Source organism: Corynebacterium lipophilum (assembly GCF_024102595.1).
In the GTDB taxonomy this organism is placed as follows: domain Bacteria; phylum Actinomycetota; class Actinomycetes; order Mycobacteriales; family Mycobacteriaceae; genus Corynebacterium; species Corynebacterium pseudogenitalium.
Map to the genome: position 1 here is coordinate 160,271 of NZ_JAEUWV010000001.1, position 22,085 is coordinate 182,355.

Sequence of the window (22,085 nt, forward strand, 5' to 3'; positions counted from 1 at the left end):
CCAACTAAGAGGAGACACGTGCCCGGAAAGCTACGCGTACACGAGCTCGCAAAACGACTCGGCGTAACAAGCAAGGAACTACTCGCCACTCTGAAGGAAGAGGGCGAATTCGTAAAGACAGCTTCCTCCACCATTGAGCCTCCCGTCGTCAAGAAGATGACGGCACTGTACGAGCAAAAGAATGGTGGCGGAGAAGAAGCATCCGCGAAGGATAAGGATGCAGCGAAGCCCGCTGGTAAGGCGTCGAAGCCTGCAGCAGCAAAGCCTGCGGCACCGAAGCCAAGTGCTGCAAAACCTGCAGCACCAAAGCCCGGTGCTGCCACACCAGCCGCTCCAAAGCCCGGCGCTGCTAAGCCAGCTGCCCCGAAGCCTGCAGCAGCAAAGCCAGCGGCACCGAAGCCAAGTGCTGCAAAACCTGCAGCACCAAAGCCTGCCGCAGCGAAACCTGCAGCACCGAAGCCGTCGGGTATGCCGCGGCCGATGCCGAAGCCGGGTGGCCGCCCACGGGTAGCCAACAACCCATTTTCTTCCAACACTGGTGGGGCACGACCAGCTCCACGTCCAGGTGGTCGCGGTGCACAGGGTGGCCGTGGTGGTCAGCCTGGTCGCGGTGGCCAAGGTGGCCCACGCCCAGGGCAGAACCAGGGCCAGGGTCGCGGGACTGGCGCGCAGCGTCAAGGTAGCCGTCGTCCGTCTCCAGCAGATATGGCAGCGGCACCGTCGCCAACGCAAATGCCACGCAAGGCGGCTGGGTCGGACAACCGTGGTGGTCGTGGGCACGGCCGCGGCCGTGGTGGACACGGCCCGGGCGGCCCACAGGGCGGCGGTTTCCGCGGTCGCGGTGGACGTCGCGGCGGAACCGCTGGTGCATTCGGCCGTCCAGGTGGCGCACCAGGGCGTCGTCGTAAGTCGAAGGGTCAGAAGAGGGCCGAGTACGAAGAGATGCACGCACCAAACGTCATCGGTGGCGTACGCCTTCCCGATGGCGGTGGCAAGACTGTGCGTCTGCGTCAGGGCGCGACCTTGGCTGACTTCGCTGACAAGATCGGTACCGAAGCATCGAACCTGGTGCAGGCGCTGTTCAACCTCGGTGAAATGGTAACGGCAACGCAGTCGGTTCCTGAGGAGACGCTGCAGCTACTCGGCGCCGAAATTAACTACGAAGTTAAGATCGTCTCTCCTGAGGACGAGGACCGCGAACTTCTGGAGTCCTTCGACCTCCAGTTCGGTGAGGATGAAGGCACCGAAGAGGACCTTGAACAGCGCCCACCAGTGGTGTCTGTCATGGGTCACGTGGACCACGGTAAGACCCGCTTGCTGGATACAATTCGTCGCGCCAATGTTGGGCGCGGCGAGGCCGGCGGTATTACTCAGGGCATCGGTGCGTACCAGACCACCGTTGAGCTGGAGGGCGTTGAGCGCAAGATCACCTTCCTCGATACCCCAGGTCACGAGGCGTTCACGGCAATGCGTGCCCGCGGTGCGAAGTCGACCGACCTCGCTATTCTCGTTGTCGCTGCTGACGACGGCGTGATGCCACAGACGGTTGAGGCTATCAACCACGCCAAGGCTGCAGACCTGCCTATCGTGGTTGCAGTGAACAAGGTGGATAAGCCGGAGGCTTCGCCGGAGAAGATCCGTGGTCAGCTGACCGAATACGGACTGGTTCCGGAGGAGTACGGCGGTGACACCATGTTCATCGATATCTCCGCGAAGCAGGGCACCGGCATCGACGAACTGCTCGAGGCAGTCTTGCTGACCGCCGACGCAGCTCTCGAGCTGCAGGCGAACCCGGACATGGATGCACAGGGCGTGGCTATCGAGTCGCACCTCGACCGTGGCCGTGGCCCAGTCTCCACCGTTATCGTGCAGCGCGGTACGTTGCGCGTCGGCGACTCCATCGTTGTGGGCGGCAACTTCGGCCGTGTCCGCCGAATGGTCGACGAGTGGGGCAACGACGTTGAAGAGGCTGGCCCGTCCCGCCCGGTACAGGTACAAGGCCTCAATGGCGTTCCTGGTCCAGGCGACAACCTCCTGGTAGTCGAGGACGACCGTGTTGCCCGCCAGATCGCTGCGCAGCGCGACGCTCGTCATCGCGCCGCTATGCAGGCACGCAACAAGAAGCGCGTCTCTCTGGAGAACCTGGATCAGGCGCTCAAGGAGACCAGCCAGCTCAACCTCATCCTCAAGGGCGACAACGCCGGTTCGGTGGAAGCTCTGGAGGAGGCGCTGCTCAAGATCGAGGTCGACGACGAAGTCGAGGTAAACATCATCGACCGTGGCGTCGGTGCTGTTACCCAGACCAACGTCGTGCTCGCGGCCGCTTCCGACGCTGTCATCGTGGCATTCAATGTCCGTGCTGAGGGCAAGGCTACGGAAGAAGCCAACAACGAGGGCGTCGAGATCCGTTACTACTCGGTGATCTACAAGGCGATCGAGGAAGTCGAGGCAGCCCTGAAGGGCATGCTGAAGCCGATCTACGAAGAGAAGGACCTGGGCAAGGCCGAGATCCGTCAGATCTTTAAGGCGTCTTCTGTCGGCCTCATCGCAGGCTGCATGGTTACCGAAGGCAAGGTCAAGCGTGGAGCGAAGATTCGCCTCGTGCGCGACGGCAACGTTGTTACCTCGGACGCGACCATCGACTCGCTGCGACGCGAGAAGGACGATGCAACAGAGGTTGCAAAGGGCTACGAGTGCGGCATGGTGCTGTCCTACCCGGACATCCAGGTCGACGACATCATCGAGGCATACGAGATGGTGGAAGTCCCCCGCGACTAGTCGGTAGAGAGAAAACGGCCCTGCTCTTTCGCAAACGCGAAGTGAGCAGGGCCGTTTCTTTTCTTGAAGTAGTGGGCTGCGTCGTAGCAGGGTAGACTGTTCGGAGGTTTAGTGCCAATGAAGTAAAGGAGACGAAATGTCAGAGAACCCTCGCGCGCAGCGCCTGGCGAAGCAGATCCAAATGATCGTCGCTTCGGCGATAGAGCGTGAAGTGAAAGACCGTCGCCTCGAATTGGTGACTATTACGGACGTCCGGATGACCGGCGACCTACATGGTGCGACTGTCTACTACACGGTACGCGGAAAGAATATCGACGACGAGCCGGATTACGATCAGGCTGCAGAGGCGCTGTACCGTCACCGAGGACAGATCCGCAAGATTGTTGGCGACCAGTTGAGTGTCCGCTTTACCCCTACGATTGAGTTCAAGCTTGATACGGTGCCGGAGTCCTCGGCGCGGATGGAAGAGCTGCTGGAGAAAGCTCGTCGTCGCGATGCAGAGCTGGCGCGACTGCGAGAGAGCGCCCAGCCAGCAGGTGAGGAAAACCCGTATAAGACGATTGAAGAGTAGGCACTATGGCGTTGTTATTTCCCCAAGCAGAGGCCGAATTTAACAAAGTTGCTGGCGCCATTAAGAACGCGTCGAATGTTGCGGTGCTGGCCCATATCAAGCCCGATGCTGATGCGATTGGATCGGCGTGCGCTCTTGTTCGAGGATTGCGGCAGATCGGAATTGAAGCCAGTGCTTACATCGGCCAGCCATTCCCGCACGCAAATAACCTGCGCTCTATTCCGGGGGTTGATGAGGTCATCTATGGGGAAGCGTTACCAGCGGATGGGCTGATCGTCACGGTTGATTGTGCCTCGGTAGACCGAACGGGATGCTACCAATCTGAGCTTATGGCGCAGCAAGAGCGGGTGATCGTGCTTGACCATCACCGTTCGAATGACGGGTTCGGAGCGCGGAACCTCATTATCGATTCTGAATCGACGACGACTATCATCCGGGAGCTGTTTACGTACCTCGGCGTCGAGTTAGACGCTGAACTAGCCTATTGCCTGTATTCCGGGCTTGTCACCGACACAGGTAACTTCCGTTGGGGTTCCCCGAGAATGCATACGCTTGCTGGAGAGTTGTTGGAATTCGGGCTCAATCCAAGGAACATATCCCTGCAGCTTTCGGACGAGATGACGGCCGATGACCTACGTTTGATGGGTAGTGCATTAGCAAGCTTGGAATCACGTCAAGTCGATGATCTCACAGTTTCGTTCATGTGTATTGATGAAGCTGCGATGCAAGCGATGAGCCAAACTGCCGTTGAAGCCGTAATTGATTACGCGCGTGTCCTCGTTGGCAGTGACGTCGGGGTTGTACTCAAGCAGTTCCACTCGGAGCGGTGGGGGATTTCCTTGCGCTCGACAAAGGTAGATGTCTCCGTCGTTGCAAGTGCGCTCGGCGGGGGTGGTCACCGCCCAGCTGCGGGGTACTCGGCGCAAGGAACGAAAGAACAGGTACAAGATCGGCTTCTCGCTGCATTGCATGACGCTTACGTTGCGGAGTAAGGCTGCTCCTGTATGACGAATACACATGGTGTGCGGGCGCGTGACATTTTTGCCTTGGCGCTACCAGCCCTCGGCGTGCTTGCGGCGAATCCTCTGTATTTGCTGCTGGATACTGCTGTGGTTGGAAGGCTGGGCACGGTTGAGCTTGCGGCGCTCGCTGCTGGTACTGCGGTGCAATCTACGGTGACCACGCAGCTGACGTTTCTTTCCTACGGCACTACCGCGCGTAGCTCGCGTCTTTACGGCGCAGGTCGGCGTGCTGATGCGGTCGCGGAAGGCGTCCAGGCTTCGTGGGTGGCAATACTCGTGGGCCTCGGATTGGCGTCGATTATTTGGCTGTTCGCCGAACCCATCGCGTTTGCGTTGACACAGAATGCGGAAACGTCTGCTGACGCGGCGCAGTGGATGCATGTCGCGGCGGTCGCTATTCCGCTGACGCTGCTGATTATGGCAGGTAATGGTTGGATGCGAGGAGTGCAAAACACCAGGCTACCGTTTGTGTTGACGCTGTGCGGTCTTGTACCCGGGGCGGTTCTATTGCCTTTGCTTGTTGACCACTTTGGGCTGGTGGGCTCTGCTGTGGCCAATGTAATAGGAATGGGAATTACCGCTTCACTATTCGTTGGGGCGCTTGTAAAGGAACATCGAGGAGAGGGCGCTGTTTGGCGCCCACAGTGGAATGTCATTGCCCATCAGTTGGTGCTTGGACGTGACTTGATTTTGCGCTCCGCCTCCTTTCAGATTTCGTTGCTCGCCGCTACCGCAGTCGCTGGTCGTTTTGGTGTCTTCGCGTTGGCCGCGCACCAGGTGTTGCTGCAGTTGTGGAACTTCCTGTGTCTCGTGCTGGACTCGCTCGCAATTGCAGCTCAGACGCTTACAGGGGCTGCACTTGGGCAGGGAAACGTGGAGCGCGCAAGAAGGACAGGTGCAGCTGTTACGCGCTACGCTACGGTGTTTGCGGTTGTGCTCGCTGCGGTTTTTCTTGTGTTCGATGGGCCAATCCAGTCGATTTTTACGCATGATCCTGGCATGGCAGACGCGCTGACTGTCCCTTGGCGGTGGTTGGTGGCGATGATCGTTGTGGGGGGTGCGGTGTTTGCGCTCGACGGGGTGCTGCTTGGAGCGAGTGACGCTGTCTTCCTGCGCAACCTTTCGATTGGCGCAATGCTCGGTGGATTTTTGCCTTTGACGTTGTTGTCCATGTGGCTGGGGTGGGGTCTCGCGGGTGTGTGGGCCGGCTATTTTGTCTCAGTCGTGTTGCGTCTGGTGGGAGTGCTGTGGCGGTTCCGTTCGATGAAGTGGGCGCGCACCGGGGTAGAGGAGTGAGTACGTCATGCTAGGTCCGACACTGTGGGCGGTCAGCGACCTGCATGCTGCAGTGAAGGCGAATCAGGCCAAGATCGACCTCATTCAACCGCGGCATGAGGGGGATTGGCTGATTGTCGCGGGTGATGTTGCAGAGAAATTTGAGCTGATAGTCAACGTGATGGGTGTACTTGCTCAACGGTTTGAGAAAGTCATCTGGGCCCCTGGAAACCACGAGCTGTTCTCTAGCGAGCGATCACGCTACAGAGGCCGTGATAAGTACGTTGCGCTAGTCCAGGCAATGCGAGAACTCGGCGTTGTAACGCCTGAGGACCCGTACCCGGTATTCCACGGCATTACGGTGGCGCCACTGTTTACTCTGTACGACTACTCGTTTCGCCCTCAGCATTTAAGTGTCGACGCCGCGCTGAAGAAAGCTCGCGACAACAACATTCTGATGACGGACGAGTTTGCTATCCGCCCATTTGTAGATACTCGTGCGTGGTGCTGGGAGCGCTTGGCGTACACAACGAAGCGCCTTTCTCGCGTGCACGGTAAGACGATCTTGGTCAACCACTGGCCACTGGTAAAGGAGCCAACGCACCGCCTGTTCTACGGGGACATTGCCATGTGGTGCGGGACCCGGCACACGCGCAGTTGGCCTAAGCGGTTCCAGGCACAGGCCGTAGTCTACGGACACCTTCATATCCCGGGGACTGTACATGTAGACGGCATTCCGCATATTGAAGTGTCGTTGGGGTACCCCAGGGAGTGGCAGCGCTGGCCAGAGGAACATCGTTGGCCGTACCCAGTCTGGGAGGTGAACCGCTAGTGCGCGATCTGTCATTATTCCCTCCCTCTGCGCGGTTCGTCTCTCTTCGAACCGATGACGGCCATAATCTCCGCAATTACGATAATCTCGACGAGCAGGAGAAAGGCGTTGTCCGCGGAGCGGTCGATATCCGGAAAGGGGAGTTCGGCGATGCCCGTTGGTGTGCGCACCGCGCCCTCGACGAACTAGGGGTCGAAGGTCCTCACCGCATCATGCGGGGCGAAGCTGGGATGCCGTTGTGGCCCGACGGCGTGTGCGGCTCCTTGACGCATACGGATGGTTTTCGTGCGGCGGTCGTTGCGCCACTCAACAAGGTGCGCTCTATCGGTATTGATGCTGAGCTGGCGGAGCCGCTTCCGGAAGGCGTATTGCCCCAAATCGCGTGCCCAACCGAGCTTGAGATGTTGGACGCACTTCGGGCAGAGGGCTGCTTCTGGGCTGATCGGCTGCTGTTCTGCGCGAAAGAGGCCACATATAAATGTTGGTTCCCGTTGGCGCGAAAGATGTTGGAATTCGATCAGGCGGAAATCTATATCCGGCCGAACGGAACATTTGTTTCGTACATTCTCGAGCGGCCGACGCCCGCTCCGTTCTTTGAGGGGCGCTGGGTGCACCGGGCTGGCTACGTCATCACTTCTGCGTTTCTGTTGTAGCGACAAACGCGAAAAACGGCGTTAGCGCTGACTACAGCGTGGATGGGCGCGCGACAAACACCGTGGCAAGACGCTTCTTGGATTCTTTCACAAGGGCGACGACGCGGCCGTCGTCACGTTGTGCAGCGTGTACACCCGAAAGTCCGCGAGGTTCGAGCCATTTGCCCATAGCGAGGGCGTCGTATTCATCGTTGGTGACGGGCAGTACCGGCCAACAGGTAGCGCAGGCTTCGTCGAGGGTGAGGCTGAAGCGCGGGTGAGCCTGGATGTCTTCCAGCTCCAATGCGTGCTCGAGGTTAAAGGGCCCGACTGTGGTTCGGCGAAGCGCAGTCAGGTGCCCGCCGGTGTGTAGGGTCTCACCTAGATCGCGTGCGAGCGCGCGAATGTACGTCCCCGAGGAGCAGTGCACACGGACATCGACGTCAATCCAGGTATCGACGCGAGCGATGCCCAAAATGCTGTACTCATGAATTGTTACTGGTCGGGCTGGGATCTCGACATCGTGTCCTTCGCGGACGAGCTGATGTGCGCGCTTGCCGTCGATTTTGATTGCGGACACGCTTGAGGGACGCTGCATGATATCGCCGCGGAAGCTGTCGATGGCGTCGATAATGTCGGCGTCAGTGACTGCATCGGTGGGGGAGGTGCTGACGACCTCGCCCTCGGCGTCATCCGTCGTGGTGGTGGCACCGAGCCGAATGGTTGCCTCGTACGTTTTGGTTTCCGCGACGAGGTGGGCGAGGAGCTTTGTGCCGCGCTCGATACCGACAACCAGTACTCCAGTCGCCATCGGATCCAAGGTGCCGGCATGACCAACTTTGCGGGTCCCGAAAGCACGGCGAAGGCGTGCGACCACGTCGTGGCTTGTGAGACCTTGGGGCTTATCGATGACAACAATTCCAGATGTAGCGAGGGGATCACTCATAGCTCTTTAGTATGCCGTACGCTATTGCACGTGGATATTTTGCACGGTCTTAATGCTGTACCGGAATCGTTTGGTGCCCTCGACGGCACCGTGCTGACGATAGGGGTCTTTGACGGAGTCCACCGCGGTCACCAGATGCTGATCAAAGCAGCTGTTGATGAGGCGAAGCGTCTCCAGGTGCCATGCGTGGTGATGACATTTGAGCCGCACCCGGTAGCAGTATTTCGTCCGGAAGCCGCACCCACGGCGCTGATGCCACTCGAGGAGCGGGCGCGGCTCATCGCTGAGCTTGGCGTGGACGCGCTGATTGTTATCGATTTCCGCAAAGAGCTTGCGGGGGAGAGTGCACAAGACTATTTCGACAAAGTAGTGATGGGCACCTTGCATGCTCGTCATGTCTTTGTGGGCGAGAATTTTACGTTCGGACGTAACGCTTCCGGCACGTCGCAGACGATGGTGCAGCTCGGTGAGCAGAATGGTGTTGATGTGACGGTAGTCCGCCTGCTGAAAGAGGGTGCGACAAGAATTTGTTCAACGGCGATTCGGGACGAGCTTGCGCAGGGCAACATCAGCGTGGCTAAGGACTACATGGGCAGGCCGTTCTCCGTTGTGGGTCCGATCGAGCGGGGTGCTGGGCGAGGAGGTCGCGAGCTCGGTTACCCGACCGCGAATCAGTATGTTGCTGATGTTTCTGCCCTCCCGAAAGATGGGGTGTACGCGGGGTGGCTCACAATTATCGACGATGCCCCCATCGGCGGGAACATGGTTCCGGGAAAGCGCTACCCGGCTGCGATTTCAGTCGGCACTAATCCGACGTTCGGTGACAAGCGGCGCAGTGTCGAGTCCTACGTGCTTGATAGAGATGCTGACCTCTACGATCGGATGGCCCGCGTCGAATTTGTGGCGAAGGTTCGCGACATGGTCAAGTTCGATTCCGTTGACGAGCTTCTGGAGCACATGGCTCGGGACGTTTCCCGGACCCGCGAACTCTTAAGCGAGCCTGTTGCTGATTCCGTAGAATAAAGCCGTTGCTGATCTGTGTTGCTTGAAAGGTTTTTGCTGTGACCATCAAGATGATTCTCGACGTAGACACCGGTATCGACGACGCGTTGGCGTTGGCATACGCTATGGCTTCACCTGAAGTGGAACTTGTCGGCGTGACATCGACATATGGAAACGTCACGGTGGCTGATAGCGTTCGCAACAGTCTCGCGATTCTCGAGCTATTCGGGCGCACCGATATTCCCGTGTTCGCTGGCCCGACGCATGCTCGTGCCAAGGACAGCTTTGAAGTGTTGGAAATTTCGCAGTTCATTCACGGCGTAAACGGTATAGGGGAGGCGCAACTTCCGGATGCCCATCGCGCTGTCGAGGAAGCCTCCGCGGTGGACTTCATGGTCGATGCGTTCCACCGCTACGGCGACGAATTAGTGATTGTTCCTGTCGGGCCTCTGACGACGGTCGCAGCTGCCATGGAAGCCGATAAAGACTTTGCAGACAGTGCCAGGATTGTGATGATGGGCGGTGCGCTGACCGTGCCGGGAAACGTCAATACGTGCACTGAGGCGAACATCAATCAGGACCCCGAAGCTGCTGATTTTGTGATGCGCAGGGCGCAGAACCTCACCATGATCGGGCTCGATGTCACTTTGCAGACGCTGTTGACGTCGAAAGAAACCGCGGTGTGGAAGGAGTTGGGCACGTCTCAAGGCAACTTCTTGGCAAAGGCGACTGATTTTTACATCAAGGCATATGAAACAACTTCGCCGCATCTTGGTGGGTGCGGGCTGCATGACCCGTTGGCGGTAGCAGTTGCGATAGATCCCAGCCTGGTTGACTGCATTGGTGTAAACCTGCGTACGGACCTCGAAGAGCCAACTCGTGGACGAACGATCGGGGACCCGGAGCGTCTGAATGACCCGAAGAAGACGAGTCAGGTTGCAGTTGGTGTCGACGTTGATCGATTCCTCGATGAGTTCATGACGCGTTTGACCAACCTGGCGCGCAGCAGCTAAAGTAGTCCAGGCTTTGTGCGCGTTGAGACTGTGGTTCGCAGCAGTTGCAGCACGAAGTGGTCAAAGTATATGCGGACTGAAACAAATGAGGAGTTTTTCATGGCGCTGAACGCTGAGAAAAAGGCAGAGATTCTGAAGACCTACGGTGTGCACGAGACTGACACCGGTTCCCCGGAGGCACAGGTTGCGTTGCTCACCGAGCGCATCAACAACCTGACTGAGCACCTGAAGTTCCACCAGCACGACCACCACTCCCGTCGTGGCCTGCTGCTGCTGGTTGGTCGCCGTCGTGGTCTGCTGAAGTACCTGCGTGAGAACAACGTCGAGCGCTACCGTGACCTGATTGCTCGTCTCGGCCTGCGTCGTTAAGACGATCACGTCATAAGGCTTCAAACCCCCGCTCTGGCTTTCAGGGCGGGGGTTTAGCTGTGTCTGAAGCGTGGTGAAATCCCTGGCAGGGTGGTAGAGTGTGCTTCGTTCTAAAAGACACAAAAACGGCGACATCGATGATCGCCCGGAGATCCAAGGAGAGGGATCAATTGAGCAGTTTTAAGCCGAGAAATTCGTACGAAATCCACGTTGATGAAGAGTATGGGGTTACCGAAGCAGTAGCGTCGCTCGACAACGGTGATTTCGGTTCTCGCACCATTCGTTTTGAGACGGGCCAGTTGGCTCGCCAGGCAGATGGGTCGGTGACGACCTACCTGGACGATGACACCATGATGCTTGCGACGACGACGGCGTCGAATAACCCCCGCGAAGGCTTTGATTTCTTCCCTCTGACCGTTGATGTCGAGGAGCGGATGTATGCCGCGGGCCGTATCCCGGGCTCGTTCTTCCGCCGCGAAGGCCGCCCATCCACTGAGGCGATCCTGGCTTGCCGTCTCATCGACCGCCCACTGCGCCCAACCTTCGTGAAGGGGCTGCGCAACGAGGTTCAGGTCGTGATTACCGTCCTGTCGATCGCCCCGGAAGAGTACTACGACGTTGTCGCTATCAACGGAGCTTCCGCAGCAACGCAGCTTTCTGGCCTGCCGGTTTCCGGCCCTGTTGGTGGTGTGCGTATGGCATTGATCGCTGACGATAAACACCCAGAAGGCCAGTGGGTTGCATTCCCGAATCACGAGCAGCACCAGCGTGCCATCTTCGAGATGGTTGTTGCGGGCCGAATTGTTGAGCGCAAGCGTGGCCGTAAGACGGAAGCGGATGTTGCAATCATGATGGTTGAGGCAGGAGCTGGCGCGAACGTCGTCAAGCTGATCGCTGACGGCGCACCTGCACCTACCGAGGAAACCGTCGCAGACGGTCTGGAGGCTGCGAAACCGTACATCAAGACGCTGTGTGAGGCGCAGCGCGACCTTGCAGCTCAGTTCGACAAGGAACGCAAGGAGTTTCCGCTATTCCCGGCATACACCGATGAGGTGTTTGAAGCAGTGGAGAAGAAGGCATCGAAGAAGCTCGCTTCCTTCCTGACCATCGCTGGCAAGCAGGAGCGCGAAGAGAAGATCAACGCGTACATCGAGGACATCGAAGAAGATGTGCTTGACCGCCTCGACGTCGACGAAGATGACGACGATGTTGCTGCTGTGGTGAAGGAGATTCGCGCGGCGTACAACGCACTGCAGAAGGAGATTGTTCGAGGCAAGATCCTGAAGGATGGCTACCGTATCGACGGTCGCAGCGTGACTGCGATCCGTGACCTCGGCGTGGAAGTCGAACTGGTCCCGCGTGCGCATGGTTCGGCACTGTTCGAGCGCGGTGAGACCCAGATCCTTGGTGTGACGACGCTTGACATGCTGAAGATGGAACAGCCAATCGATTCGCTGAGCCCTGAGACTTCGAAGCGTTACATTCACCACTACAACTTCCCACCGTATTCGACTGGTGAAACAGGTCGTGTTGGCTCCCCGAAGCGCCGCGAAATCGGTCACGGTGCGCTTGCAGAGCGCGCGTTGTTGCCAGTGATACCTTCGCGCGAAGACTTCCCGTACACGATTCGCCAGGTTTCTGAGGCGCTGAGCTCCAACGGTTCGACGTCGATGGGCTCCGTGTGCGCATCGACGTTGTCGCTGTACAACGCTGGTGTGCCACTGGCTGCTCCGGTCGCGGGTATTGCGATGGGCCTTGTGTCGGGTGACGTCGATGGTGAGACGAAGTACGTCGCTCTGACGGACATTCTGGGCGCGGAAGATGCGTTCGGCGATATGGACTTCAAGGTGGCAGGCACCCGCGAGTTCATCACCGCCCTGCAGCTTGATACCAAGCTGGACGGCATTCCTTCTGACGTGCTCGCTTCGGCTCTGAAGCAGGCGCATGATGCTCGAGAGACCATCCTGGACACGATGGCAGAGGTCATTGATTCGCCGGATGACATGAGCTCGTTGGCGCCGAAAATCACCACGGTGAAGGTTCCTGTTTCCAAGATTGGTGAGGTCATTGGCCCGAAGGGCAAGATGATCAACTCGATTACCGAGGAAACCGGCGCGGACATCTCGATTGAAGAGGACGGAACCGTGTACGTCTCGGCAACCAGTGGCGAAGCAGCAGACGCCGCGATCGACAAGATCAACGCAATTGCTAACCCACAGTTGCCGAAGGTAGGCGAGCACTACCTGGGTACCGTGGTCAAAACCGTTGCATTCGGCGCGTTCGTTTCGATCGTCCCGGGAACCGACGGCCTGATTCATATCTCGAACTTGGGTGGCAACAAGCGCATCGAGAAGGTCGAGGACGTTGTCAACGTCGGTGACAAGATCGAGGTCGAGATTCGTGATATTGATAATCGCGGCAAGATCTCCCTTGTTCCTGTTGAGCAGAACAAGTAGTCTCACCGCTTAAAGAAGTGGCCAGGGCATTTAAGCCCAGGCCACAAACCCTTTTCCCAGCTAAAGGTGGACGTAAATAAAAAGCCCTGTTGGACTTTCCAACACCGTAGCCTCAAACGAACGCTGCCGGTCGAGTCCGATGAAGAACTGCGACTGGTTTTCAAACGTGCCGCCGTTGGTGATCCCAGCGACGTTGCCGGTTGCCAGCTGATACGGGCCAGCGGAGATAAGATCAGGGTTGCTCGGGAGTCGATCCATCGGTGTGCCTTCGATGAGCACCTCCAAGATGTCGTTACCGGAGACCGCGAGCTCGTGGCCGGAGGCCTGCTGGAGTGCCTTATCGGTGTACTGAATTCGGTATCCAGGTAGGCCATCGCCTGAGAACTCGAAGACGACGCGGTCGTATGCCTCATGGCTACCGACTCGAATATCCTGGAGCGTTAGCTCAGGGGCACCTTCGGGTGGAGCGAAGGTGTTGAAAGCGGCTGGGGCTGCGGGAGATGCCACAGCCGACACCGTTGACTCCGTAGCAGGTGCGTCTTGCGTAGTGGTAGCTGCAACGCTTTCAGGGGACGCGGTCGCTGCGGACGGCTCTGTCACTTCGGAGCCCGTGCCGCAAGCCGTGAGCAGTGCAGCCACGGTGAGGATACCGGGGAGGATCAAGCTACTCTTCATGCTTTTCGAGTGTACCGAACCACACCTGCCGCACGGCGCGCTACAGTGACAGCAGTAGAACGAACGCAACTCGCAAAGGCAGAATTGAGGAATGGATATGACAATCAAAGTCGGTGTTTTGGGAGCGCATGGGCGCGTTGGTACCGCAGTTGTAGCGGGCGTGCGCGCGGCTGATGATCTTGAACTTGTGGCCGAGATCGATAAAGACGACAGCTTAGAAAAACTGTTGGACGCTGGTGCCGAAGTTATCGTCGACTTCACCACTCCAGACTCGGTAATGAGCAACCTCGAGTTCTGTATCAAGCACGGCATCCACTGTGTAGTGGGCACAACAGGATTTGATGACGATCGCTACGACCAAGTACGCAGCTGGTGTGCTGCTTCGCAGGGCACTGGCGTTCTCATTGCGCCTAACTTCGCCATCTCAGCTGTATTGACGATGTCCTTTGCTCGCCAGGCGGCCAAGTTCTTCGAGTCAGCCGAGGTAGTTGAGTACCACCATCCGAACAAGCTGGATGCACCGTCCGGCACTGCGGTAAAGACAGCGCAAGGGATTGCAGAGGCCCGAAAGGCCGCCGGAATGCAACCTTGTCCGGATGCCACTGTGCAGGAACTCGATGGAGCGCGCGGCACGGATATCGATGGCGTCCGAGTCCACGCTGTGCGTATGACCGGAATGGTTGCGCATGAGGAAGTTATCTTCGGCACCGTCGATCAGTCGTTGACTATCCGCCAAGATTCCTATGGGCGTGATTCGTTCGTACCGGGTGTATTGCTCGGCGTGCGAAACGTCATGGATCATCCAGGCCTCACGATCGGCCTTGACAAGTTCCTCGGGCTGTAACAGATGCAGCCGCAGCGCCAACTCAGCATCCAGCTCGTGGCAGCATCAACGTTCGAACCGCCAGCCGGACTGGGCTGGCGGCCTTCATCTGGTGCAGCGGCGGCGGATGCTGTCGTCGAATTTGCAGGCAGGGCAAGCTATGACTCCTTCGGTGACAATGAGTCTCACACTTCGAGCACGGACGCCTTCCTACATCACGTCATTGATACCGGCAACCTCTCGCTGCTCGAGCACGCAAGCGTGACGCTGTATATTCAGGGAATCTCAATGGCCACCAGCCATGAGATATTGCGACACCGAGACTTTTCAATCAGCGAGCTTTCACAGTACTCCTTACCTGAAGAGCAAAGAGGAGTCGTGGTTCCTAGCGTTGTACAGCGGGACGAGCAACTTCAACGGTTTTTCGAGCACGCGATTGAAGACGCTACGTTTGTGTACGACGAATTGCATGACGCGGTGGAAGCAAGTCTGACGGATGAGAAGAATGTCTTACTGCGCAAGCAACAGGTACGCGAGGCAGCTATGGCACTTGCTCCGGCTGCGAGAGAAACCCGACTTGTTGTCAGCGGCAACCTCCGGACTTGGCGGAATTTTGTTGCGACCAGGGCAGCTGAGCACAGTGGGGAGGAGTTACGGGCGGTCGCCGTGAGGTGTCTGGAACTTTTGAGTGAGTGCGCACCCGTCTTATTCGAGGACTTCGTTGTCACAACACTGCCGGACGGGACTAAGAAGGCAACAACCCAGTACAAAACGTAGCGGTGGAGTTACATTCAGCCAGCAAAAAGGGTACGCTCTTTTGGCATGGGCACTTCTATGAAAGCTAATATCGGTGCTGACGTTTTCGGCACAGTCTGCGTCGCAATGGTCACGCCGTTCGATAAGCATGGCGAGCTAGACGTTAAGGCAGGACGAGCATTGGCTGCCCACCTTGTCGGCAATGGCATTGATGCCCTCGTGCTTGCGGGCACGACGGGCGAATCGCCAACGACAACCAGTGAAGAGAAAGTCGCGTTACTGAAAGCGGTGCGTGAAGAAGTTGGCGATAGCGCCAAACTTATCGCCGGAGTAGGCACGAACGATACCCGAAAGTCCGTCGCATTGGCGAAGGAAGCTGCTGAGGCAGGGGCTGATGGCCTCTTGGTTGTCACGCCGTATTACTCGAAGCCGTCTCAAGACGGCGTGTTTGCGCACTTCCGGGAGATCGCGTCTGCAACTTCGTTGCCGATCTGCCTCTACGACATTCCAGGACGCTCTGCGATTCCGATTGCCTCGGACACCATTGCGAAGTTGGCGGAATTGCCAACCGTAGTTGCGATGAAGGACGCGAAAGGCGACTTCTTCGAGGCAGCACCGTTGATCCAATCAACAGGTCTGGCATGGTATTCCGGAGACGACCCGCTGAACCTGCCGTGGCTGGCCATGGGGGCAACCGGTGTGGTCTCGGTTGTAGGCCACGCAGCACCGCAAGCATTGCGCGAGCTCATCACAAGCTTCGAGGAAGGCGACCTCGTCCGTGCGCGGGAAATTAACGCCAACGTCATCGACGTTCTCGCACATCAACAGGCGATTCTCGGTGGCACAACATTTGCAAAGGCTGCCCTGCGTCTGCAGGGCATTGAAGTAGGCGAACCACGCCTGCCAGTGGTCGGAGCGACCTCTGAGCAGGTGGAGGTTCTCAGAGAAGATTTGAAGAAGGCTGGAGTCCTTTAAGTATGAACGAACCCCGTACACGCTCACGCAAAGTGACGCGTAAAGCAGGGCCACCTGAGGCCACTGAACAGAAGCCGGTGTTTCAGGCACCGAAGCAGGCCGCAGGAACCGCAAGTAATGAAGATGACAAGGGCTCTGAGAAGTCACAGCGGGATAGCAAGTCCCGGAACTCGAACGGAAATGGCGGTAACGGCAGGAATCGCCGACGCGGCCGTGGACGCGGTAACAACGGCGGTGGCCGTCGCAACCCGGTGAAGTCGATGCAGGGCGCAGACTTGACGAAGCGCCTCCCGGCTCCTCCGAAGGCGCCGAAGGGGACCCTGCGTATTTACGCCTTGGGTGGTATTTCCGAAATCGGTCGTAATATGACGGTGTTTGAATACAACGGACGCCTGCTCATCGTTGACTGTGGTGTGCTGTTCCCGAACTCCGGTGAACCAGGCGTTGATCTTGTGCTGCCTGACTTTGGTCCGATTGAAAAGAAGTTGGACAAGGTCGAGGCCCTGGTTGTCACTCATGGACACGAAGACCACATTGGCGCAATCCCGTGGTTGTTGAAGCTGCGCCCGGATATCCCGATTTACTCGTCGCGTTTCACCAATGCGCTGATTGCTGCGAAGACGAAGGAGCACCGTCAGCGTCCGAAGTTGCATGAGGTGAACAAGGATTCTTCCGTCAACTTGGGCCCATTCCACGTGCGTTTCTGGCACGTGAATCACTCCATTCCGCAGTGTCTCGGCCTGTCTATTAAGACCGGCGCGGGTCATGTTGTGATGACCGGTGACGTCAAGGTGGACCAGACTCCGTACGATGGAATGCCGACGGACCTGCCGGCGCTGTCGCGTTACGGTGACGAAGGCGTCGATCTGTTTATGTGCGACTCCACGAACGCTACGGTGCCGGGTATTTCTGCATCCGAGGCCGGTATCGAGGAGACACTGACGCGTTTGGTGAGCCAGGCGAAGCAGCGCGTTGTGATTGCTTCGTTTGCTTCCAACGTTGCTCGCGTCCAAATGGCAGTCAACGCGGCTGTAGCGAATGGTCGCAAGGTTGCTTTCAACGGCCGCTCCATGTTGAGAAATATGGAAATCGCCGAGAAGATGAGCCTGCTGAAGGCTCCGAAGAACACGATTATCCCTATCGAAGAAGCTGCCAAGATGGCGCCGCATAAGGTTGTGCTGATCACAACGGGTACGCAGGGCGAGCCGATGGCTGCGCTTTCGCGTATGTCGCGCCGTGAACACCGCCAGATCACCATCCGCGACGGTGACATGATCATCCTGTCGTCTTCCCTGATCCCAGGTAATGAGGAGGCTGTGTTCGCGACGATCAACAACCTCGCACAAATCGGTGCGACTGTGGTGACGAACTCCGAAGCTCATGTCCACGCTTCTGGCCACGGCTACGCCGGTGAGCTTCTCTTCCTGTACAACGCAGCACGCCCGACTTGCGCTATGCCTGTGCACGGTGAGTGGCGCCACATGCGCGCGAACAAGGAGCTCGCTATTGCGACCGGTGTGAAGCCGGAGAATACCGCACTTGCTCAAAATGGTGTTGTGGTTGACATGACGAAGGGCAAGATCAAGGTTGTTGGCCAGTACCAGGTCGGACAGCTTTATGTTGATGGCGCGACGATGGGCGACGTTGACCCGGACGTGCTGGCAGACCGCAGCTCGCTTGCCTCAGGTGGCGTTGTCTCGATTACCTGCGTGATCGACGACCGCACGAGTAGCCTCATTGAGGTACCGCGCGTCTCCACCACTGGTTTCTCTGAAGACGACCGTGACTTCAATAAGAAGGTCGTCGAGCGTGTCCAGGAAGTTATGGGTGATTTGGCTGTAGAAGGGGAGAATGACCCGTACCGCATGGTGCAGCAGCTTCGTCGTCAGCTCTCGCGAACGATTGAGCAGAAGTACAAGCGTGAGCCAGTCATTCTTCCAACCGTGGTTCCAACCGCGGCGGATATTGGACCGGCAGAAGACGCTGATGTTCAAGCAACACGAGAGTCGCTTTAATACCTGACACTTTTGTGAGCAGAACTATGGGCCCTGGCACTATGCTAGGGCCCATGTCATTTGCAAAGACTGAACGAAATCAACTTGCTGAACTGTTACTCGAAGTCGGGCCTGAAGCACCGACGCTGTGCGAGGGCTGGAACACTCGAGATTTGGCGACGCACCTCTACATCCGTGAACGAAGGCCATTAGCTGCCATCGGAATATTCGTAAAGCGAGCGAGGAAGTTTTTGGAGGCGGAGGAAGCCCGACTTGCATCATGGTCGTACGAGGATCTTGTGCGTCTCTGGGCCATCGGTCCGCCTTCGCTTTTCAAGCCGAGTGACGACACGTTAAATACAGCCGAGCACTTTATTCACCACGAAGACGTTCGTCGTGGTGGGGGTAAGGTCGAACCACGGCAGTTTAGCGCCGTCACCAACAAAGAACTTTTGAAGCTTGCGAAGCGGTTTGGTTCAGTCACGCTGAAGGGTGTTGCGGTACCTGTGATTTTGACGCCCCCGGACTTGCCTCCTGCCGTCATTGGCGAAGGCGTCGGCGTTTCAAAGCAGGGCGATAACGTCGTCCGCGTATACGGCGAACCCGGGGAACTTTTGTTGTGGGCCGCCGGTCGCAGCGCGGTCGAAGTGGATGTAACCGGTGCGGTCGAAGCTCTTGCTGGAGTAGATATCAAGTTGTAGTACTTGATTCATTCGCCTGTAACAACATCTGTGGTTTTAGAGTGGCGGATGGTAATAATGGTGCGCAAGGTACTAGTGTGTAGCACATGTCTGCCAGAAAACCAGCGCCACGAAATACGCGAGCTTCGACAGGCCCGCGGGACCGTGCACGTTCAACGACGAGCCGTTACGGTGCCCCAGCGTCGATGACGCATCCACCGACCTCGTCCATGGTCGCGGCAGAGACTGCCGATGAACGGGTCGGGTCCGCGACGAGAGTCGTCGGAAGCTCAATTGGCAGTGCAGTTCGCGGAGCTGGTTCGTTGCTTACCAAACTTCGACCACACCGTAAGGAGAGTTTTGACAGCGTGCCCGACGCAAACGGATACGATGACGAGGACGACAACTTCGATTTTCTTGATGACGGCCCCTCTGCTGAGGCGCCGCAACGTGAAGAGCACTCACGAAAACCCAGTCGCTCGTTGGGCATCTCGCGTGGCAACGTTGACGCGTACGGTTTAGTGCTCATTGGCCTTGCCGCGATCCTGGGCGCCTCCGTATGGATGGATATCGCTGGCCCGATAGGCAACGTCATTGCGCAGGGTGTTCACTGGGCAATTGGTGCTGGTGCGCTCCTGCTTCCTGTGATTTTGGTCTGCATCGCTATCGCTCTCATGCTGAACGTGAAGGCAGAACCGGCAGTACGTGCCAGGGTGGCGTCGGGCCTGTTGATTATTGGTGTTGCGATGCTTGGCATGATTCATGTCTTCGCTGGCAACCCTGCAGATTGGGAATCCCGCAAGATCGCCGGTGGGGTAGTGGGCACGTTCACCGGTGGTTTGCTCGCCGCTGGATTCTCCTCTTATGTGGCAGTCCCGCTGCTGGGACTTGTCATTGTTTATGGTGCGCTTCGTACAACCGGTATTACTGTGCGTGAGGCCTATGACTTTTTCACTGCGTGGCTTAGCTCGGTATTCCAGCGGCCCGAGACTGACGATGAGTCGGATCCTTACAGTGATGTAGGCCGGGACATTGACGCTATCGCAGAGGGGCGCCCGCGCACGTCGGCAAAGCGCTCGCGGGTTGAGCCTGAATCGAGGAGCCCACGTACCGGTCTTTCTCCACGTACAGCGGCAAAGAAACCAAGGGTTTCTGGGTTTTCGTCTTTCTCGGAGAAGTTGCGAAAGGCCTCCACGCCACTGGATAACTACCCGGCGAAGCCAGCGTCAGCGCCTCAAACATCGGGTGATGAGACAGAGGTTTTCGATTTCGGCGAAGACTTCGATACGCAGGAAGGCAGCGACGCCACTGCGGTCATTGAACGTCCTGCGACGAAGGCGGCGTCGAAACGTCAGCCTGCGCAACCCGAGGAGACGAAGATTCTGCCCCGGCCTACGCTTGAGGAGGCCCAACGGGATGCTGTCGATCAGTCGCGAGACGCAGTTCGCCAGGCGGTCGTAGCGCGTTCAGGGAAGGACCCAAGCGCAACTCCACCTGAGGCGCCGAAGGATGGCCACGCGAAGAAGGTCGACAGGAATTCCACCTACGTCGTTCCAACAACCGATTTGCTGCTCGCTGGCCAAGCGCCGAAGACTCGCACCGAAGCCAACGATCGCATGATCGAAGCCATCACAGAGGTCTTCGAGGAGTTCAAGGTCAATGCTATGGTGACGGGCTTCTCCCGTGGTCCGACCGTGACCCGCTACGAAGTAGAGCTTGGGCCCGGCGTCAAGGTGTCGAAGATTACCAACTTGCAGTCCAATCTTGCCTATGCAGTCGCGACCGATAACGTTCGTTTGTTGACGCCAATTCCCGGCAAATCTGCCGTCGGCATTGAGGTGCCGAATCAGGACCGTGAAATGGTTCGTCTGCGCGATGTCCTCGAAGCGCCGAATGTTGCTGCAGACGATGACCCTATGCTCATCGGCTTAGGTAAGGACATCGAGGGCGACTTTATTGCCTCTTCGGTGCAGAAGATGCCGCACTTGCTTGTTGCGGGTTCTACGGGCTCCGGTAAGTCGGCGTTCGTGAACTCGATGTTGGTTTCCTTGCTGACGCGCGCAACACCTGAAGAAGTACGCCTGATCCTCATCGATCCAAAGATGGTGGAGCTCACTCCGTACGAGGGGATTCCACATCTGATCACGCCAATTATCACGCAGCCGAAGAAGGCATCGGCGGCACTGCAGTGGCTGGTGGAGGAGATGGAGCAGCGGTACATGGACATGAAGACCGCTCGTGTCCGCCACATCAAGGACTTCAACAAGAAGGTGAAGAGCGGTGAAATCACTGCTCCTGCAGGCTCTCAGCGCGAGATGCGACCCTACCCGTTCATCGTCTGTGTCGTCGACGAGCTTGCCGACCTCATGATGACCGCGCCGAAGGAGATCGAGGACTCGATCGTCCGCATTACGCAGAAGGCCCGCGCAGCAGGTATCCACCTTGTCTTGGCTACGCAGCGACCTTCGGTGGACGTCGTCACGGGCTTGATCAAGACGAACGTGCCGTCCAGGCTCGCGTTTGCAACATCCTCGCTTACTGACTCACGCGTCATCCTCGACCAGGGTGGCGCGGAGAAGCTCATTGGCATGGGCGACGGTCTCTTCATCCCGCAGGGCGCCGGCAAGCCGCAACGCATGCAAGGTGCGTTTGTGTCTGACGCTGAAATCCAAGCCGTCGTGGACGCTGCCAAGAGCCAGGACGAACCACAGTACGTCGAGGGCGTTACGGAAGAGAAGGAGTCCGAGAAGAAAGTTATCGACGACGACATCGGCAAGGACCTGGACGACCTGCTGGAAGCCGTTGAACTCGTTGTTACGGCGCAGCTCGGATCGACCTCCATGCTGCAGCGCAAGCTGCGTATCGGTTTTGCAAAGGCCGGCCGACTGATGGATTTGATGGAGTCCCGTGGCATCGTTGGGCCATCGGAAGGCTCCAAGGCCCGTGAAGTGCTGGTGAAGCCAGAAGAGCTCGAGACCATTCTTTGGATGCTCAAGGGTGCGGATCCCGCGGACGCACCGAAGGACGTCGACGCGCAACTTGGTGATGACGCCACTGCAGATGAAGATGACGTGAAGACGGTCGAAGCAACCTACAATCCCACCGGTGGAGCCGTATAACTGGTAGCGACTCCCCCTGATGGTGTAGCCTGGCATTCGCATTGGAGGGGAGTACCCCGCAAGTGCCTCAGATCGTCAACACGGAACAAACGTATCCCGGTTGAGGCAGCCGCGTAGCTACGTGGTGGGGGAGACCTCCGGTCTTTCTTTGTCCTATGCAACGACCG

At 57.9% G+C, this 22,085-nt stretch carries 19 protein-coding genes; 16 read left to right on the plus strand and 3 right to left on the minus strand.

The features are described 5' to 3' along the window. Positions 1–18 precede the first annotated feature (18 nt). The 6 genes from infB (at position 19) to JMN37_RS00765 (ending at position 7,131) form a co-directional block, all read left to right on the plus strand. On the plus strand, positions 19–2,778 hold the full coding sequence (gene infB / locus JMN37_RS00740) for a translation initiation factor IF-2 (RefSeq protein ID WP_070478896.1): 2,760 nt from the start codon (positions 19–21) through the stop codon (positions 2,776–2,778). A gap of 136 nt (positions 2,779–2,914) precedes the next feature. Then, entirely contained in the window at positions 2,915–3,349 is a 435-nt protein-coding gene (gene rbfA / locus JMN37_RS00745; RefSeq protein ID WP_252930808.1) for a 30S ribosome-binding factor RbfA, read from the plus strand. A 5-nt stretch (positions 3,350–3,354) separates the two neighbouring features. Then, on the plus strand, positions 3,355–4,341 hold the full coding sequence (locus tag JMN37_RS00750; protein ID WP_070478899.1) for a DHH family phosphoesterase: 987 nt from the start codon (positions 3,355–3,357) through the stop codon (positions 4,339–4,341). Positions 4,342–4,353: 12 nt separating this feature from the next. After that, positions 4,354–5,667, plus strand: a complete 1,314-nt coding sequence (locus JMN37_RS00755; RefSeq protein WP_070362307.1) for an MATE family efflux transporter — start codon at positions 4,354–4,356, stop codon at positions 5,665–5,667. A 7-nt stretch (positions 5,668–5,674) separates the two neighbouring features. Then, positions 5,675–6,478 carry a metallophosphoesterase family protein gene (locus tag JMN37_RS00760; RefSeq protein WP_070478902.1) on the plus strand — a complete coding sequence of 268 codons (804 nt, stop codon included), beginning with the start codon at positions 5,675–5,677 and terminating at the stop codon, positions 6,476–6,478. After that, positions 6,478–7,131, plus strand: coding sequence for a 4'-phosphopantetheinyl transferase family protein (locus JMN37_RS00765; RefSeq protein WP_070362309.1), 654 nt, complete (start codon positions 6,478–6,480; stop codon positions 7,129–7,131). The genes JMN37_RS00760 and JMN37_RS00765 overlap by 1 nt, the downstream gene beginning before the upstream one ends. A gap of 31 nt (positions 7,132–7,162) precedes the next feature. Here JMN37_RS00765 and truB read toward each other — a convergent pair whose 3' ends face one another. Beyond that, a complete protein-coding gene (gene truB, locus JMN37_RS00770; protein WP_252930809.1) occupies positions 7,163–8,056 on the minus strand; it encodes a tRNA pseudouridine(55) synthase TruB in 894 nt (297 codons plus the stop codon). 30 nt (positions 8,057–8,086) lie between these two features. On the opposite strand from truB, the gene JMN37_RS00775 reads away from it, so the two are divergent. The 4 genes from JMN37_RS00775 (at position 8,087) to JMN37_RS00790 (ending at position 12,896) form a co-directional block, all read left to right on the plus strand. Further along, positions 8,087–9,079: a bifunctional riboflavin kinase/FAD synthetase gene (locus JMN37_RS00775; protein WP_252930810.1), complete on the plus strand. Its 993-nt coding sequence runs from the start codon at positions 8,087–8,089 to the stop codon at positions 9,077–9,079. Between the two features lie 38 nt (positions 9,080–9,117). Next, complete coding sequence (locus JMN37_RS00780) at positions 9,118–10,071, plus strand: nucleoside hydrolase (RefSeq protein ID WP_252930811.1); 954 nt, start codon at positions 9,118–9,120, stop codon at positions 10,069–10,071. Between the two features lie 99 nt (positions 10,072–10,170). After that, complete coding sequence (rpsO, locus tag JMN37_RS00785) at positions 10,171–10,440, plus strand: 30S ribosomal protein S15 (RefSeq protein WP_070362312.1); 270 nt, start codon at positions 10,171–10,173, stop codon at positions 10,438–10,440. Positions 10,441–10,577: 137 nt separating this feature from the next. After that, on the plus strand, positions 10,578–12,896 hold the full coding sequence (locus tag JMN37_RS00790; protein WP_071572533.1) for a polyribonucleotide nucleotidyltransferase: 2,319 nt from the start codon (positions 10,578–10,580) through the stop codon (positions 12,894–12,896). 60 nt (positions 12,897–12,956) lie between these two features. Here JMN37_RS00790 and JMN37_RS00795 read toward each other — a convergent pair whose 3' ends face one another. Further along, entirely contained in the window at positions 12,957–13,571 is a 615-nt protein-coding gene (locus tag JMN37_RS00795; protein ID WP_252930812.1) for an AMIN-like domain-containing (lipo)protein, read from the minus strand. Positions 13,572–13,668: 97 nt separating this feature from the next. On the opposite strand from JMN37_RS00795, the gene dapB reads away from it, so the two are divergent. Genes dapB through JMN37_RS00820 form a run of 5 tightly spaced genes read left to right on the plus strand, consistent with a single transcriptional unit; the run spans position 13,669 to position 18,820 of the window. Then, a complete protein-coding gene (gene dapB, locus JMN37_RS00800) occupies positions 13,669–14,415 on the plus strand; it encodes a 4-hydroxy-tetrahydrodipicolinate reductase (protein WP_071572535.1) in 747 nt (248 codons plus the stop codon). A gap of 36 nt (positions 14,416–14,451) precedes the next feature. Next, on the plus strand, positions 14,452–15,171 hold the full coding sequence (thyX, locus tag JMN37_RS00805; protein ID WP_252930813.1) for an FAD-dependent thymidylate synthase: 720 nt from the start codon (positions 14,452–14,454) through the stop codon (positions 15,169–15,171). A 45-nt stretch (positions 15,172–15,216) separates the two neighbouring features. After that, on the plus strand, positions 15,217–16,125 hold the full coding sequence (gene dapA / locus JMN37_RS00810; protein WP_252930814.1) for a 4-hydroxy-tetrahydrodipicolinate synthase: 909 nt from the start codon (positions 15,217–15,219) through the stop codon (positions 16,123–16,125). Between the two features lie 2 nt (positions 16,126–16,127). Beyond that, positions 16,128–18,140, plus strand: coding sequence for a ribonuclease J (locus tag JMN37_RS00815; protein ID WP_252930815.1), 2,013 nt, complete (start codon positions 16,128–16,130; stop codon positions 18,138–18,140). A gap of 53 nt (positions 18,141–18,193) precedes the next feature. Continuing rightward, on the plus strand, positions 18,194–18,820 hold the full coding sequence (locus JMN37_RS00820) for a TIGR03085 family metal-binding protein (protein ID WP_252930816.1): 627 nt from the start codon (positions 18,194–18,196) through the stop codon (positions 18,818–18,820). Between the two features lie 166 nt (positions 18,821–18,986). On the opposite strand, the gene JMN37_RS11390 is transcribed toward JMN37_RS00820, so the two are convergent. Then, positions 18,987–19,133, minus strand: a complete 147-nt coding sequence (locus JMN37_RS11390; RefSeq protein WP_246814942.1) for a hypothetical protein — start codon at positions 19,131–19,133, stop codon at positions 18,987–18,989. Positions 19,134–19,167: 34 nt separating this feature from the next. Here JMN37_RS11390 and JMN37_RS00830 point away from each other — a divergent pair, with 34 nt between their 5' ends. After that, on the plus strand, positions 19,168–21,918 hold the full coding sequence (locus JMN37_RS00830; RefSeq protein ID WP_252930817.1) for a DNA translocase FtsK: 2,751 nt from the start codon (positions 19,168–19,170) through the stop codon (positions 21,916–21,918). The last annotated feature ends 167 nt before the right edge of the window (positions 21,919–22,085 follow it).